17 protein-coding genes are annotated in these 12,954 nt (G+C 69.1%); 14 read left to right on the forward strand and 3 right to left on the reverse strand.

Going from position 1 to position 12,954, the window contains the following annotated elements; genetic code table 11:
• Positions 1-209 precede the first annotated feature (209 nt).
• The 7 genes from lptM to F2Q65_RS04095 are packed head-to-tail and all read left to right on the forward strand — an operon-like array spanning position 210 to position 4,682.
• Complete coding sequence (lptM, locus tag F2Q65_RS04070; protein WP_150090705.1) at positions 210-473, forward strand: LPS translocon maturation chaperone LptM; 264 nt, start codon at positions 210-212, stop codon at positions 471-473.
• Between the two features lie 11 nt (positions 474-484).
• On the forward strand, positions 485-1,732 hold the full coding sequence (gene lysA / locus F2Q65_RS04075) for a diaminopimelate decarboxylase (RefSeq protein ID WP_150090707.1): 1,248 nt from the start codon (positions 485-487) through the stop codon (positions 1,730-1,732).
• On the forward strand, positions 1,729-1,875 hold the full coding sequence (locus F2Q65_RS19395) for a hypothetical protein (protein WP_170265506.1): 147 nt from the start codon (positions 1,729-1,731) through the stop codon (positions 1,873-1,875). The genes lysA and F2Q65_RS19395 overlap by 4 nt, the downstream gene beginning before the upstream one ends.
• The gene (dapF, locus tag F2Q65_RS04080) at positions 1,875-2,705 is read left to right on the forward strand and encodes a diaminopimelate epimerase (RefSeq protein WP_150090709.1); all 831 of its coding nucleotides are present in this window, start codon (positions 1,875-1,877) and stop codon (positions 2,703-2,705) included. Before F2Q65_RS19395 ends, dapF begins: the two co-directional genes overlap by 1 nt.
• On the forward strand, positions 2,702-3,442 hold the full coding sequence (locus F2Q65_RS04085) for a DUF484 family protein (protein WP_150090711.1): 741 nt from the start codon (positions 2,702-2,704) through the stop codon (positions 3,440-3,442). Before dapF ends, F2Q65_RS04085 begins: the two co-directional genes overlap by 4 nt.
• A gap of 9 nt (positions 3,443-3,451) precedes the next feature.
• Complete coding sequence (xerC, locus tag F2Q65_RS04090; RefSeq protein ID WP_150090712.1) at positions 3,452-4,417, forward strand: tyrosine recombinase XerC; 966 nt, start codon at positions 3,452-3,454, stop codon at positions 4,415-4,417.
• A 7-nt stretch (positions 4,418-4,424) separates the two neighbouring features.
• Positions 4,425-4,682, forward strand: a complete 258-nt coding sequence (locus F2Q65_RS04095; protein ID WP_170265508.1) for a glutaredoxin family protein — start codon at positions 4,425-4,427, stop codon at positions 4,680-4,682.
• Positions 4,683-4,685: 3 nt separating this feature from the next.
• Here F2Q65_RS04095 and F2Q65_RS04100 read toward each other — a convergent pair whose 3' ends face one another.
• The gene (locus F2Q65_RS04100; RefSeq protein WP_150090716.1) at positions 4,686-5,645 is read right to left on the reverse strand and encodes an MBL fold metallo-hydrolase; all 960 of its coding nucleotides are present in this window, start codon (positions 5,643-5,645) and stop codon (positions 4,686-4,688) included.
• A gap of 323 nt (positions 5,646-5,968) precedes the next feature.
• Here F2Q65_RS04100 and hslV point away from each other — a divergent pair, with 323 nt between their 5' ends.
• Together hslV and hslU are read left to right on the forward strand one after the other, a co-directional pair.
• The gene (gene hslV / locus F2Q65_RS04105; protein ID WP_150090718.1) at positions 5,969-6,511 is read left to right on the forward strand and encodes an ATP-dependent protease subunit HslV; all 543 of its coding nucleotides are present in this window, start codon (positions 5,969-5,971) and stop codon (positions 6,509-6,511) included.
• Positions 6,512-6,561: 50 nt separating this feature from the next.
• Positions 6,562-7,899 (forward strand): ATP-dependent protease ATPase subunit HslU, encoded by a 1,338-nt coding sequence (gene hslU, locus F2Q65_RS04110; RefSeq protein WP_150090720.1) that lies wholly within the window; start codon positions 6,562-6,564, stop codon positions 7,897-7,899.
• A gap of 40 nt (positions 7,900-7,939) precedes the next feature.
• Here the strand turns inward: hslU and F2Q65_RS04115 are convergent, their stop codons facing one another.
• A complete protein-coding gene (locus tag F2Q65_RS04115; RefSeq protein WP_150090722.1) occupies positions 7,940-8,191 on the reverse strand; it encodes a DUF6489 family protein in 252 nt (83 codons plus the stop codon).
• Between the two features lie 81 nt (positions 8,192-8,272).
• Positions 8,273-8,755: a hypothetical protein gene (locus F2Q65_RS04120; protein WP_150090724.1), complete on the reverse strand. Its 483-nt coding sequence runs from the start codon at positions 8,753-8,755 to the stop codon at positions 8,273-8,275.
• Between the two features lie 152 nt (positions 8,756-8,907).
• Between F2Q65_RS04120 and F2Q65_RS04125 the strand changes: the two genes are divergently transcribed.
• The 5 genes from F2Q65_RS04125 to F2Q65_RS04145 all read left to right on the forward strand — a co-directional run bounded on the left by F2Q65_RS04125 (position 8,908) and on the right by F2Q65_RS04145 (position 12,894).
• Positions 8,908-9,747 carry a metallophosphoesterase family protein gene (locus F2Q65_RS04125; RefSeq protein ID WP_150090726.1) on the forward strand — a complete coding sequence of 280 codons (840 nt, stop codon included), beginning with the start codon at positions 8,908-8,910 and terminating at the stop codon, positions 9,745-9,747.
• A gap of 63 nt (positions 9,748-9,810) precedes the next feature.
• Positions 9,811-10,686, forward strand: coding sequence for an Hsp33 family molecular chaperone HslO (gene hslO, locus F2Q65_RS04130; RefSeq protein ID WP_150090728.1), 876 nt, complete (start codon positions 9,811-9,813; stop codon positions 10,684-10,686).
• A gap of 84 nt (positions 10,687-10,770) precedes the next feature.
• The gene (gene wrbA / locus F2Q65_RS04135; protein ID WP_150090730.1) at positions 10,771-11,379 is read left to right on the forward strand and encodes an NAD(P)H:quinone oxidoreductase; all 609 of its coding nucleotides are present in this window, start codon (positions 10,771-10,773) and stop codon (positions 11,377-11,379) included.
• A 40-nt stretch (positions 11,380-11,419) separates the two neighbouring features.
• Positions 11,420-12,247 carry a DnaA regulatory inactivator Hda gene (gene hda / locus F2Q65_RS04140; protein WP_170265510.1) on the forward strand — a complete coding sequence of 276 codons (828 nt, stop codon included), beginning with the start codon at positions 11,420-11,422 and terminating at the stop codon, positions 12,245-12,247.
• Positions 12,248-12,309: 62 nt separating this feature from the next.
• On the forward strand, positions 12,310-12,894 hold the full coding sequence (locus tag F2Q65_RS04145) for an anthranilate synthase component II (protein ID WP_150090734.1): 585 nt from the start codon (positions 12,310-12,312) through the stop codon (positions 12,892-12,894).
• The last annotated feature ends 60 nt before the right edge of the window (positions 12,895-12,954 follow it).

Consider the following 12,954-nt stretch of genomic DNA (forward strand, 5'->3'; position numbering starts at 1 on the left):
CGCCACAGGCCACAACGGCGGATGCGCTTCGCTTATCCGCCCTACAGTGTTCACCTTGTTTTGGGCGCGTTCCTAAGCCAGCCCTGAGCCAGCCGTCCGATCCCTGGGCGCGCTATACTGTCGTGCAGTCGCGCGCTTCCGGTACGCGATATCGGCAAGACAGCCAGACGCTTCATCCGCGGCCTCGCCGCCCCAACCAGACCGACGCCATGCACTGCTGGGCCCGTACCCTGTTCTATTCCATCGTTGCCGTCCTCGCCATCGGTCAGATGGTGGTCGCCTGCGGCCAGAAGGGCGACCTCTACCTGCCAGAACGCCCGCCCGCCACGCAGGCGGACGCCAGCCAGTCTCGCACTGGCCAGGCCGACACCCCCGTGCCGGCGCCGGACGCCAGCGGCGACGCCCTCGAGGCCCTGGACGATGTGCCGTCCACCAACCTGCCGATGCTGCCGACGGACGCGGCAGGCCTGTAGCGGATAGCGCCATGGATCACTTCAACTACCGCGGCGACACACTGTACGCCGAGGATGTGCCCGTCGCGGACATCGCCGAGCGCTTCGGCACCCCCTGCTACATCTACTCCCGCGCCACCCTGGAGCGCCACTGGCACGCCTTCGACCACGCCTTCCGCGGGCGGCCGCATCTCATCGGCTTCGCCGTCAAGGCCAACTCCAACCTGGCCGTGCTCGACGTGCTGGCCCGGCTGGGCTCCGGCTTCGACATCGTCTCGGTGGGCGAGCTTGAGCGCGTGATCAGCGCTGGCGGCGATCCGGGCCGCATCATCTTCTCCGGCGTCGGCAAGCGCGCCGACGAGATCCGCCGCGCCCTGACGGTGGGCATCCGCTGCTTCAACGTGGAGTCCGAGCCCGAGCTGGAGCGCATCGCCCGCATTGCCGCCGAGGCCGGCGTGCAGGCGCCGGTGTCACTGCGGGTCAACCCGGACGTGGACGCCCGCTCGCATCCCTACATCTCCACCGGCCTGCGCGAGAACAAGTTCGGCATCGACATCCATGCCGCAGAGGCCGTGTACCGGCGCGCGGCGTCGCTGCCGCAGATCCGCGTCGCCGGTATCGACTGTCACATCGGCTCGCAACTGACCAGCCTGTCGCCCTTCCTCGACGCGCTGGAGCGGGTACTGGCCCTGGCGGACCGGCTGCACGCCCAGGGCATCGACATCGGTCACCTCGACCTTGGCGGCGGACTCGGCATCCGTTACACCACCGAGCAGCCGCCGGAGCCGGCGGACTATGCCGAGGCACTGGAACACCGCCTGGCGGACCGGCCGTACGAGATCATCCTGGAGCCCGGCCGCGCCATCGCCGGCAATGCCGGCATCCTGCTGACGCGGGTGGAATACCTGAAGCCCACGGCAACGCACCACTTCGCCATCGTCGATGCGGCCATGAACGACCTGCTACGTCCGGCGCTGTACCAGGCGGAGCAGGAGATCGTGCCGGCGCGGCGCGACAGCGGCGGCGAGTCGCGGGACTGGGACATCGTCGGCCCGGTCTGCGAGACCGGCGACTTCCTGGGCAAACGGCGACGCCTGACGCTGGCGGAGGGCGACCTGCTGGCCATCCGCTCCAGCGGCGCCTACGGCTTCACCATGAGTTCCAACTACAACAGCCGCCCCCGCGCCGCCGAGGTCATGGTGGACGGCGAGCGCATGCACCTGGTGCGCCGCCGCGAGACTCCGCGAGAGCTGTTCGCCGACGAGATGGTGCTGCCATGAAACGCGACTTTCTCAACCCGCTGCATGCCGCCTTCGAACCCGCCAAGCTCCAGGCCCAGCTGCATAACGCGGGCCTGGACGACCGGCTCGGCGTCAACCTGGTCAGCGACCGCCATGTCGCGGTCCGAGGAGGGCTCCACTGATGCGGCTGCACTTCACCAAGATGCACGGCCTGGGCAACGACTTCGTGGTCATCGATGCCATCTCCCAGCGCCTGGACATGACCCCGGAGCTCAGCCGCCGGCTGGCGGACCGCCGCTTCGGCATCGGCTGCGACCAGGTGCTGCTGGTGGAGGCCGCCCGCCTGCCGGGCACGGAGTTCCATTACCGCATCTTCAACGCCGACGGCTCCGAGGTGGAACAATGCGGCAACGGCGCGCGCTGTTTCGCCCGCTTCGTCCGTGACCAGGGGCTGACCCGCAGCGACGACATCGCCGTCGGCACGGCGGCCGGCCCGATCCGGCTGAAAGCGCAGCCGGACGGCCAGATCAGCGTCGACATGGGCGTGCCGCAACTGGACCCGGCGGCGATCCCGTTCCAGGCCCGACGGCGGGCCGCCGCTTACGACCTGTGGCAGGGCTGCAGCGCCCTGCGCATCGGTGCGGTGTCCATGGGCAATCCCCATGCGGTGCTGCATGTGGAAGACATCGCGCAGGCGCCGGTGGCGGAACTCGGGCCCCGAATCGAGTGCGACCCGCGCTTTCCGCGGCGGGTCAATGTCGGCTTCATGCAGATCATCGATGCCGCCCACATCCGGCTGCGGGTGTGGGAGCGTGGCGTCGGCGAGACCCTGGCCTGCGGCACCGGGGCCTGCGCCGCGGTGGTCATCGGGCGGCTGTGGGGCGAACTGGACGAGGCCGTCGAGGTGACATTGCCCGGCGGTGCCTTGCAGATCCAGTGGGCCGGCGAGGGCGCGTCGGTGACCATGACCGGCCCCGCCGCCCGTGTCTTCGAAGGAGACATCGAGCTGTGAGCGCCTCCCCGGAGGCCGGTCCCGTGGTCGACGCGCTGCAGGATCAGGCGGTGGCGGACTATCTGCGCCAGCACCCGGATTTTCTGCAGCGCCACCCGGACGTGCTGGCCGCGCTGTCCCTGGTCCACGGCGTCGATGGCGCGGTATCGCTGCTCGAGCGTCAGGTGCGGGTGCTGCGGGAGCAGCTCAGCGCGGAACAGGCCCGGCTCGACCAGCTGGTGGCCCGCGCCCACGACAACCAGCGGCTGGCCAACCGGCTGCACGAGCTCACCCTCAGGCTCATTCTTGCCCGCGACCTGCCCCAGGCCCATGCCGCGCTGGAGGAGTCCCTGCGGGCGGAGTTCAGCGCCGACGCTGTGGTGTTGAAGCTGTTTCCAGTGGATCTCGCGCAACATGCCGGCGACCCGCTGGTCAGCGCCTTTCTCGACTTCATCGACCAGGACCGCTGCCTGTGCGGACCGCTGCAGGGGCCGCAGTTCGAGCAGCTGTTCGGCGATGCGCCCGCCCCCATCCAGTCCGCCGCGCTGATCCCCCTCAGGGGGCGCGGCCAGAGCGGCGTGCTCGCCATCGGCAGCCGCGACCCGGCGCATTTCAGCCACGACATGGGCACTGACTTGCTGGAGCGCCTGGGCGCCATCGCCAGTGCCCGGCTGGCGGCTTTGGTCGAGGACGACACCGGAACCCGGGGCGGGCCGGAGACGCAACCGGCGGTGGCGCCCGGGGCCGCAGACAACTAGACCCGCGTCATGGACAGCTCCCCCCCATGCCCCGAAACCGCCAGCGCAGCGCAAGCTGACCCGGCGCTGGAGGCGTTCTTGCGCCACATCGCCCACGAGCGGCGCCTGTCGCCCCACACCGTCAGCAATTACCGCCGCGATCTGCAACGCCTGCTGGCCTGGCGGCGGGACCAGCGCATCGCCGACTGGACCGACCTGCGGGACGGCGACCTGCGCCGCTACATCGCCTGGCGGCATCGCCGCGGCATCGGCGGCCGCACCCTGAGCCGGGAGCTGTCGGCGCTGCGCCGGTTGTTCGACTACCTGCAACGCGAGGGGCAGGCGCGGCAGAATCCCGCCCGCGGGGTGCGCCCGCCGAAGAGCCCGCGACCGCTGCCCGACACCCTGGATGCCGACCGGCTCAGCGCCCTGCTCGACGCCGACGCCGCCCAGGGGGCGGAGACCGACCCGCTGGGGTTGCGGGATACCGCCATGGTGGAGCTGTTCTACTCGTCCGGGCTGCGCCTGGCGGAACTGGCGGCGGTCGACCTGCACCAGGTGCAGGGTCTGGATCCCGCCGACGCCACGCTGACCGTCATCGGCAAGGGGGCCAAGACACGGCGCGTGCCGGTGGGCTCGGCGGCACTGTCGGCCATCCGCGCCTGGATGCAGGTCCGCGGCCTGCTGGCGTCGGACGATGAGCCGGCCCTGTTCGTCAGCCAGCGGGGCCGACGCATCCACCCGCGCACGGTGCAGCAACGCCTCGCGCGCTGGGCCCGGGTCCGCGGCGCCACGGATCACCTGCATCCGCACCAGTTGCGGCATTCCTTTGCCAGCCACCTGCTGGAGTCCTCCGGCGATCTGCGGGCGGTGCAGGAGCTGCTGGGGCACAATGACATCAGCACCACCCAGATCTACACCCATCTGGACTTCCAGCACCTGGCCCAGGTCTACGACCAGACCCATCCACGCGCCCAGCGCAAGCGCAAGGAGTGACAGGCAGATGCCCGGTGCCGGACAAAGACAACGCAAACAGGTCACGCTCTACAGCGCACCGTCCTGCGCCCACTGTCGCCGCGCCAAGGCCTTCATGCGCGCCCGCGGCATCGCGTTTCGCGAGCTGGACGTCAGCCGCAGCAGCCGTGCGCGCAAGGAGCTGGAGCGCATGGGCGCCCGCGGCGTGCCGGTGATCCTGATCGGCGGCGAGCGCCTGGAGGGCTTCTCGGAGCAGCGCTTCCTGCGGCTGTACGGCGCCGGCTAGGGACTAGTGGCCGCGCGCGCGCCGCTGCAGCCAGACCTCCAGCCCCTGGGCATTCAGCTCCAGGTCCACCTGCAGCAGGTCGAGCATCTCGGCCTCGGACAGATCGCAGCCGTGGCGACGCGCGTCCGCCAGCAGCAGATCGGTAACCGCCTGCTTGATGCGCGCCTTGCGGCCCTCCGTTTGCGCCTCCTCGGCCAGGGCGATGGCGGCCAGATCGCGGATGCTCTGCCGCAGGCCGTCCACCAGGCGCTCGGGGGCGTCGACCCGGCAGTAATGGGTCAGGAACATGGCCTCGGGGGCATAGGCCATCATCCGCTCCAGGCTGTTCAGCCAGACCTCCGGGTCGAAGGCCACCGGCGTGGTGGGTGCAAACAGCCAAGGCCCGGCGGCGGTGTCAAAGGCGCGGTAGGAGATACCGAAGGTGTCGCCGGTGAACATGCCGCGGCTGCCCGCGTCGAAGATGCAGCCGTGGTGGTTGGCGTGCCCGGGCGTGTCGATGAAGGTCAGGCCCCGCCCGGCGAGGTCGAAGCGCTGGCCGTCCTCGGCCACCACCACGCGCTCCTCGGGCACCGGCGTCAACGCACCGAAGGAGCGCGCGAACTCCGCCTCGCCGTAGACTGCGGTGGCCCCGGCGGTCAGTCGGGCCGGGTCGATCAGGTGCGGCGCCCCCTTGGCATGGGCCACCAGCGTGGCGTTCGGGCAGGCGGCCATCAGCGCCCCGGCGCCGCCGGCGTGGTCCAGGTGCACATGCGTGGGGATGACGTAGTCTACATGGCCCGGCGTCAGGCCCAGCGCGTCGATGACACCGAGCAGGCTGGGCACGGTATTGGTGGGGCCGGTATCGACAAAGGCCAGCCGGTCACCGGAGCGGACCAGGTAACAGGCGGCGAGCCCGGTGCGGTAGAGCCCGGTCTCGATGCAATGGACGCCGTCGGCGACGACTTGGTAAGGGGCAGCAGACATGGTGATCGGGGTCCGTTGAACTGAAGGGCCGGCATCTATACCGCAGCCGGCAAGCGCCTCGCAAGCCGAAGCCGCGGCGATCAGCATTTTCAAATTTGCCGCTTTGCCGCAGCTCGATTAACCGCAGAGCCACAGAGAACGCAAAGCGCACGCAGAGAAGCTGACGAAAATGCTGACTGGTCTCTGCGTTCTCTGGGCCTCTGCGGTTTGAATTTGGAACTGCTGTGCGGCGACGGGATTCGGGTCCGGGACGGGCCGGGACTGCGTAAGCAGCGGCTAAGGGCGTAGAATGGGGGTCCGACAATCAAGCTCACGGGTACGCGATGGAACAGTTTCACGGCACCACCATCCTCTCCGTCCGCCGCAACGGCGCAGTGGTCATCGGCGGCGACGGCCAGGTGTCCCTCGGCCAGACGGTGATGAAGGGCAATGCGCGCAAGGTGCGGCGCCTGTACCAGGGGCGAGTCATCGCCGGCTTTGCCGGCGCCACCGCGGACGCCTTCACGCTGTTCGAGCGCTTCGAGGCCAAGCTGGAGAAGCACCAGGGCCATCTCACCCGCAGTGCCGTGGAACTGGCCAAGGACTGGCGTACCGACCGCATGTTGCGCCGGCTGGAGGCCATGCTCTGCGTCGCCGACCATGAGGCCTCATTGATCATCTCCGGCACCGGCGACGTGCTGGAGCCCGAGCGCGATCTCATGGCCATCGGCTCCGGCGGCGCCTTCGCCCAGTCCGCAGCGCGCGCGCTGCTGGAGAACACCGAGCTGGGCGCGCGCGACATCGTCGAACGGGCCCTGGGCATCGCCGCGGACATCTGCGTCTACACCAATCACAATCTGGTGATCGAGTCCCTCGACGCCGGCTGAGCCGGCCGTCCGACCACCAGCCACTCACATTCGACCAGCACAGAGACACCATGTCCGAGATCACCCCCCAGCGCATCGTCGCCGAGCTCGACAAGCACATCATCGGCCAGCATGCAGCCAAGCGCGCCGTGGCCATCGCCCTGCGCAACCGCTGGCGACGGGCGCAGATCCCCGAGCCCATGCGCTCGGAGATCACCCCCAAGAACATCCTCATGATCGGCCCCACCGGCGTCGGCAAGACCGAGATCGCCCGTCGGCTGGCACGGCTGGCGGAGGCCCCGTTCCTCAAGGTGGAGGCCACCAAGTTCACCGAGGTGGGCTATGTCGGCCGGGATGTGGAGTCCATCGTCCGCGATCTGTCGGACATCGCCGTGAAGATGGAGCGCGAGAAGGAGATGGCGCGCAATGCCGAGCGCGCCGAGGGGGCGGCAGAGGAGCGCATCCTCGACGCCCTGCTGCCGCCGCCGTCCGGCTTCGACGAGGACAGCCGCGGTGCCGGCGCCTCGTCGGCCACGCGGGAGAAGTTCCGTCAGAAGCTGCGCGCCGGCGAGCTGGACGAGCGCGAGATCGAGGTACAGGTGAGCCAGTCGCCGCTGGGCGTGGAGATCATGGCCCCCCCGGGCATGGAGGAGATGACCAGCCAGTTGCAGGGCCTGTTCCAGAACCTGGGCTCTGGCCGCAGCAAGCCGCGCAAGCTGCGCATCCGCGAGGCGCGCAAGGTGCTGCGCGACGAGGAGGCGGCAAAGCTGGTCAACGAGGAGGAAATGAAGCTCCGCGCCATGACCAACGTGGAGCAGAACGGCATCGTGTTCCTGGACGAGCTCGACAAGGTCACCCGCCGCGCTGAGCACGGCGGCAGCGGCGCGGATGTGTCGCGCGAGGGCGTGCAGCGCGATCTGCTGCCGCTGGTGGAGGGCAGCACGGTGTCGACCAAGCACGGCATGGTCAAGACCGACCACATTCTGTTCATCGCCTCCGGTGCCTTCCATCTGGCCAAGCCATCGGACCTGATCCCGGAACTGCAGGGGCGGCTGCCGATCCGCGTCGAGCTGCAGGCGCTGACCACGGACGATTTCGTGCGCATCCTCACCGAGCCGGACGAGTCACTGACCGACCAGTACCGGGCCCTGCTGGCCACCGAAGGGGTCAGGCTGGAGTTCACCGACGACGGCATCCGGCGGCTGGCGGAGATCGCCTACCAGGTGAACGAGCGCACCGAGAACATCGGCGCCCGGCGCCTGCACACCGTCATGGAGCGGCTGCTGGAAGACGTCTCGTTCAACGCCTCGGAGCTGGACCGGGTGCCCATCACCATCGACGCCAATTACGTCGACCAGAACCTCGGCCAGCTGGCGGCGGACGAGGATCTGTCGCAGTACATCCTGTAGGCCGGTGCCGCCTGGTTCAGCCGGGCGGCACCGGGCGGCCTCAGTCGCCGGCGGACTTCTTCGCCCCGCCGCCGAGGCCCGCGGTCATCAGCTTCTGGATCATCTCCATGCCCGCCAGGCTGCTGCTCAGGTAGGGCTGGAACAGCTTGAGCGGGTCATACCCCTCGACGCCCTGATTCATACGCTCGCGAATGTCGTCCATCAGCTGACGCTGGAAGGCCTCCACGTCCGGCAGCCCCATGAGCTTGCGCATCTCGTCCGGCGTGATGTCGATGTCGATCCTGATGTTCATGCAGTCCGCCTCCGGTAGGTTATGGGTCGTAGGCTGTGTTTTTCTTCGGAATTTTGCGGCATGGGTGCCGGCGGGTTAGCGTCAGTGCCGGCTGGCCCGGGGCGGCAGTTCCCGCGGCATCGGCTCCTCCACGACCAGGCCGCGGCGCACCCGCCGGCCCAGCAGGATGCAGGCGCGCTCGAACGCGCGCTCGGCCTCGCGCGCGTGCCACTCCCAGTCCAGCGGCGCCGAGCTGGCCCGCAGCGAGTAATGCGCGGTGGTCACGACCCGGCCGATGCGGACCTCCAGGGTCCAGTCGTGCCAGATCTGATCCGCCTCGTCCTCGTCGGCAAATTCCTGCTCCACCAGGCGCACGGCGTTGTTGCCGGCGTCGTCCATCACCACCAGTTGCGACAGCACCGCGGTCTCGTCGATGCAGCTCTCCCAGCCGGTGTGCACGGCGGAGGCGTTGCCCATCAGCGCATGCACGATGAGTTCGGGCGTGAGCTTCAGCGTCAGCGGCATGTCCCAGTCCGGATCGGTTGCGTCGTCGGCAAATCCACTGAGCGCGATATCGTCGGTCATGATGCGGCAAACGGCCTCGATGGTTAATCTTTGTGCGTCAGGCTTCTGCCTAGCTTACCCTCTCGCCTTGCCCCGAGGAACCATGACATCCATATTAGGCGTCAGCAACCGACTCACAGGCATCTCCTAATGCAGGCTCACAGGCATCTCCGATGAAGGTCGCCGTCTTTTCCGACGTCCAGGCCAATCTGCCCGCCATGGAAGAGGCCCTGGCCCATATCGACGCCTGGGGCCCGGACATGGTGGTCATGGCCGGCGACCTGGTCAATCGTGGCCCGGACAGCCTCGGCTGCCTGATGCTGTTCGATCAGCGCCGTCGCGCCAGCGGCTGGCTGCCCGTCAACGGCAATCACGAGGTCTGGGTGCTGCGCTGCGGTGTCGAGCCACCGGTCTCCGTCGGCGAGCGCGACATCCGCCGCTTCACCGACTTTGCCTGGCGCCAGGTGGCCGAGCACGCCGACCTGCTGCGCGACTGGCCGGACCATCTCTGCCTGCATCCGCCCGGAGCCGCGGCCTGGCTGCATGTGACCCATGGCACCATGGCCGGCAACCGCGACGGCATCACCCCCAACACCAGCGACGAGTCCCTGGCCGGCAAGCTGCCCGAGGGGGTGGCCCTGTTCGTCTCCGGGCACACCCATCGGCCGCACCAGCGTCGCACCCAGGACATGGACGTGGTCAACGTCGGCTCGGTGGGCTCGCCCTTCGACGGTGACCCCCGCGGCAGCTACGGCCAGTTCACCTGGCAGGGCGGGCGCTGGCACAGCCGCATCGTGCGCTTCGCCTACGACCGCGCACGCGCGGAGCGCGACTTCGAGGACTCCGGTTTCCTCGACGAAGGCGGCCCACTGGCACACCTGATCTTCAGGGAGTGGCGCGACGCTCGACTGCTGATGGGGGGCTGGCGCCGGCAATACGAGCGCCTGGTCTACGCCGGCGAGATCGGCCTGCAGGACTCCATCGACCGCTACCTGCGCGCCGTCGAAGGCTGAGCAGATGCACGCATCGGCCCGCGAAGCGCGGAATGCCGCTCGCAACGGGTATACTGTGACCGCATGACGATTCAACACGACAATCTCCACCGCTTCGTCTTCGAGCGCCTGGGCGTGCGCGGTGAACTGGCCTATCTGGACGCCACCTGGCAGGCGGTGCTGGAGCGACACCCCTACCCCGCCCCGGTGCAGCGCCCCCTGGGCGAGGCGCTGGCAGGAACGCTGCTGCTCACCGCCACGCTGAAATTCGAGGGCTCGCTGATCCTGCAGATCCAGGGTGACGGCCCCATCCGCTCGCTGGTGGCCCAGGCCACCCATGGTCGCACTGTGCGTGGTCTGGCGCGCTGGCACGACCCGGTCACCGAAGGCACCCTGGCACAGCAATTCGGCGACGGCCGTCTGGTGCTGACCCTGGATCCCCTGCAAGGCGAGCGTTACCAGGGCATCGTGCCGCTGGAAGGCGACGGCATCGGCGCCGCCATCGAGGCCTATTTCGCCGGCTCCGAGCAACTGCCCACACGGCTCTGGCTGGCCGTCGACGGACAGCGGGCGGTGGGGCTGATGTTGCAACAGATGCCTGGCCCCCACGCCGACGAGGATGGCTGGAACCGCACCACCCTGCTGGCCGACACCGTGGAGGAACGCGAACTGCTGCAATTGCCGGTGACGGACCTGTTGCGTCGACTGTTCCACGAGGAAGACGTCCGGCTGTTCGAGCCGGAGCCCGTGGCCTTTCGCTGCAGCTGCTCCCGCACCCGCATCGCCGACACCCTGCGTGCCCTCGGCCCGGGCGAGGTGGACGCCATCATCGCCGAACGGGGCCATGTGAACGTGACCTGCGAATTCTGCAACCGCGACTATAGCTTCGACCCGGTCGACGCCCGCGAGCTGTTCACCAATGCCGTGGTGCCGTCGGACGCCAGCACCCTGCAGCACTGAACGGACCAGCCGGCACACGCCAGGGCCACCCAAGACGCCTGCTACGCCGACACAACCCAGCCACACACAGCGACACCACCCCACATGACAGCCGCAACTGCCCCCCCCTATGTTCTCGTGCTCTTCTACAGCCGCCACGGCGCCACCGCGGAGATGGCGCACCAGATCGCCCGCGGCGTGGAGGAAGGTGGCCTGGAGGCACGCCTGCGCACCGTTCCCGCCGTCTCCGCCGTCTGCGAGGCCGTGGAGGACAGCATCCCGGACCAGGGCGCACCCTACGCCAGCGCGGACGACCTGGCGCACTGCGCCGCGCTGGCCCTGGGCAGCCCGACGCGCTTCGGCAACATGGCCGCCGCGCTGAAGCATTTCCTTGATGGCACCTCCCAGCTCTGGCTCAAGGGCGCCCTGGCCGGCAAGCCCGCGGGGGTGTTCACCTCCACGTCCAGCATGCACGGCGGCCAGGAGACCACCCTGCTGTCGATGATGCTGCCCCTGCTGCATCACGGCATGCTGCTGCTCGGCCTGCCCTACAGCGAGACCGACCTGGTGCATACCGACGCCGGCGGCACCCCCTATGGCCCCACCCACCTGGCGGGGCTCAACAACGACCGCCCGCTCACCGACGCCGAGCGGCGCCTGTGCCTGGCGCTGGGGCGACGCCTGGCCACCACGGCCATCGCGTTGCAGGCATGAGCCCCGCACACCACAGGGCGGACCCGGGCGTTAACAAATCGTGAACCAATTGGCACTGGCGCTGCGGCTGCCTGAGCCCGGGGGCTTCGAGCGCTTCGTCGCCGACGGCAACGCCGAGCCCCTCGCCGCGCTACAGGCCTGGGCCGCCGCCGAGGGCCAGCGCTACCTCTACCTGCACGGCCCTGCCGGCAGCGGTAAGAGTCACCTGTTGCAGGCTGCTTGCCGTGCCGTCGCAGACCGCGGCGGCAGCACCATCTATCTACCGCTGGACCAGCCCGACCTGTTGCCGGCCATCCTCGAAGACCTGGAACAATGCAGCGCGGTGGTCATCGACGCCATCGACCAGAAGGCCGGCGATGCCGTCTGGGAGCGCGGCCTGTTCGACCTGTACAACCGCCTGCAGGAACGCAACCGCCGGCTGCTGGTGGCGGCCCGGGTGCCGCCAACCAATCTAGGGCTGGGCCTGCCGGACCTCAGATCGCGACTGAGCGCGGGCGCCGCCTATGCCCTGCGCGCGCTGGACGAGACCGGCTGCGCCCGCCTGCTGCAGCGTGGCGCCCGCCAGCACGGCCTGCTGCTGGATGACGCGGCGGTGAGCTACATCCTCAACCGCTGCCCGCGGAACCCGGCGGCGCTGTGGCGGCTGCTGGCGGATCTGGACCGCCTGTCGCTGGAACGACAGCGGGCCCTGACCGTCCGCGCCATCGGCGATCTGCTCGGTCTGCGCCCACCCGCCGCCGGGCGTACCACCGACGGGATAGGCAGCGCCCCCGATCTGGGCGACAATAGTGCCGGCGGGCAAGGCCAGCCCCAGAACCAGAACGACAGCCGTCTCGAAAACCAGCGCGACAGCCAGGTCAACGCCTGATCCGCTCACCCGCCAGACCCGCCCCAGCGATCCACAGAGGCCCCGTACAGGACACGCATCCCATGGTGTTGATGATCGACAACTACGACTCCTTCACCTACAACCTGGTGCAATATCTGGGCGAACTGGGGGCCGAGGTGCTGGTGCGGCGCAATGACGAGCTCACCGTGGACGAGGCGCTGGCCCTGCACCCGCAGCGGCTGGTCATCTCGCCGGGGCCCTGCACACCCAACGAGGCAGGCATCTCGGTGGCGCTGATCCGGGCCGCCGCCGGACGGCTGCCGATCCTGGGGGTCTGTCTGGGCCACCAGTCCATCGGTCAGGCCTTCGGCGCCAACATCGTCAAGGCGCATGCGGTGATGCACGGCAAGACCTCGCCGATTCATCATGCCGGCGTCGGCGTCTTCGCCGGGCTGGAAAACCCGTTCCAGGCGACGCGCTACCATTCGCTGGTGATCGACGCAGACACCCTGCCGCCGACGCTGGAGGTCACCGCCTGGACCCTGACCGCCGATGGCCGGCGCGACGCGATCATGGGCATTCGCCACCGCGAATTGCCGATCCAGGGCATGCAGTTTCACCCGGAGTCCATCCTCACCCGCCACGGCCACGCGCTGCTGAAGAACTTCCTGGCCGACGCGCCCTGAATCCAGACGGCCCCGATCGGCGCCCGACTCGGCCCCCCGTTCGACATCGCTCACTCGCTA

Origin of the sequence: Thiohalocapsa marina, from assembly GCF_008632335.1 — a bacterium.
GTDB lineage: Bacteria > Pseudomonadota > Gammaproteobacteria > Chromatiales > Chromatiaceae > Thiohalocapsa > Thiohalocapsa marina.

Bases quoted from the DNA above. Each gene is read 5' to 3' on its own strand.
- lptM (WP_150090705.1), top strand. From the start codon at position 210: ATGCACTGCTGGGCCCGTACCCTGTTCTATTCCATCGTTGCCGTCCTC.
- lysA (WP_150090707.1), top strand. From the start codon at position 485: ATGGATCACTTCAACTACCGCGGCGACACACTGTACGCCGAGGATGTG.
- F2Q65_RS19395 (WP_170265506.1), top strand. From the start codon at position 1,729: ATGAAACGCGACTTTCTCAACCCGCTGCATGCCGCCTTCGAACCCGCC.
- dapF (WP_150090709.1), top strand. From the start codon at position 1,875: ATGCGGCTGCACTTCACCAAGATGCACGGCCTGGGCAACGACTTCGTG.
- xerC (WP_150090712.1), top strand. From the start codon at position 3,452: ATGGACAGCTCCCCCCCATGCCCCGAAACCGCCAGCGCAGCGCAAGCT.
- F2Q65_RS04095 (WP_170265508.1), top strand. From the start codon at position 4,425: ATGCCCGGTGCCGGACAAAGACAACGCAAACAGGTCACGCTCTACAGC.
- F2Q65_RS04100 (WP_150090716.1), bottom strand. From the start codon at position 5,645: ATGTCTGCTGCCCCTTACCAAGTCGTCGCCGACGGCGTCCATTGCATC.
- hslV (WP_150090718.1), top strand. From the start codon at position 5,969: ATGGAACAGTTTCACGGCACCACCATCCTCTCCGTCCGCCGCAACGGC.
- hslU (WP_150090720.1), top strand. From the start codon at position 6,562: ATGTCCGAGATCACCCCCCAGCGCATCGTCGCCGAGCTCGACAAGCAC.
- F2Q65_RS04115 (WP_150090722.1), bottom strand. From the start codon at position 8,191: ATGAACATCAGGATCGACATCGACATCACGCCGGACGAGATGCGCAAG.
- F2Q65_RS04120 (WP_150090724.1), bottom strand. From the start codon at position 8,755: ATGACCGACGATATCGCGCTCAGTGGATTTGCCGACGACGCAACCGAT.
- F2Q65_RS04125 (WP_150090726.1), top strand. From the start codon at position 8,908: ATGAAGGTCGCCGTCTTTTCCGACGTCCAGGCCAATCTGCCCGCCATG.
- hslO (WP_150090728.1), top strand. From the start codon at position 9,811: ATGACGATTCAACACGACAATCTCCACCGCTTCGTCTTCGAGCGCCTG.
- wrbA (WP_150090730.1), top strand. From the start codon at position 10,771: ATGACAGCCGCAACTGCCCCCCCCTATGTTCTCGTGCTCTTCTACAGC.
- F2Q65_RS04145 (WP_150090734.1), top strand. From the start codon at position 12,310: ATGGTGTTGATGATCGACAACTACGACTCCTTCACCTACAACCTGGTG.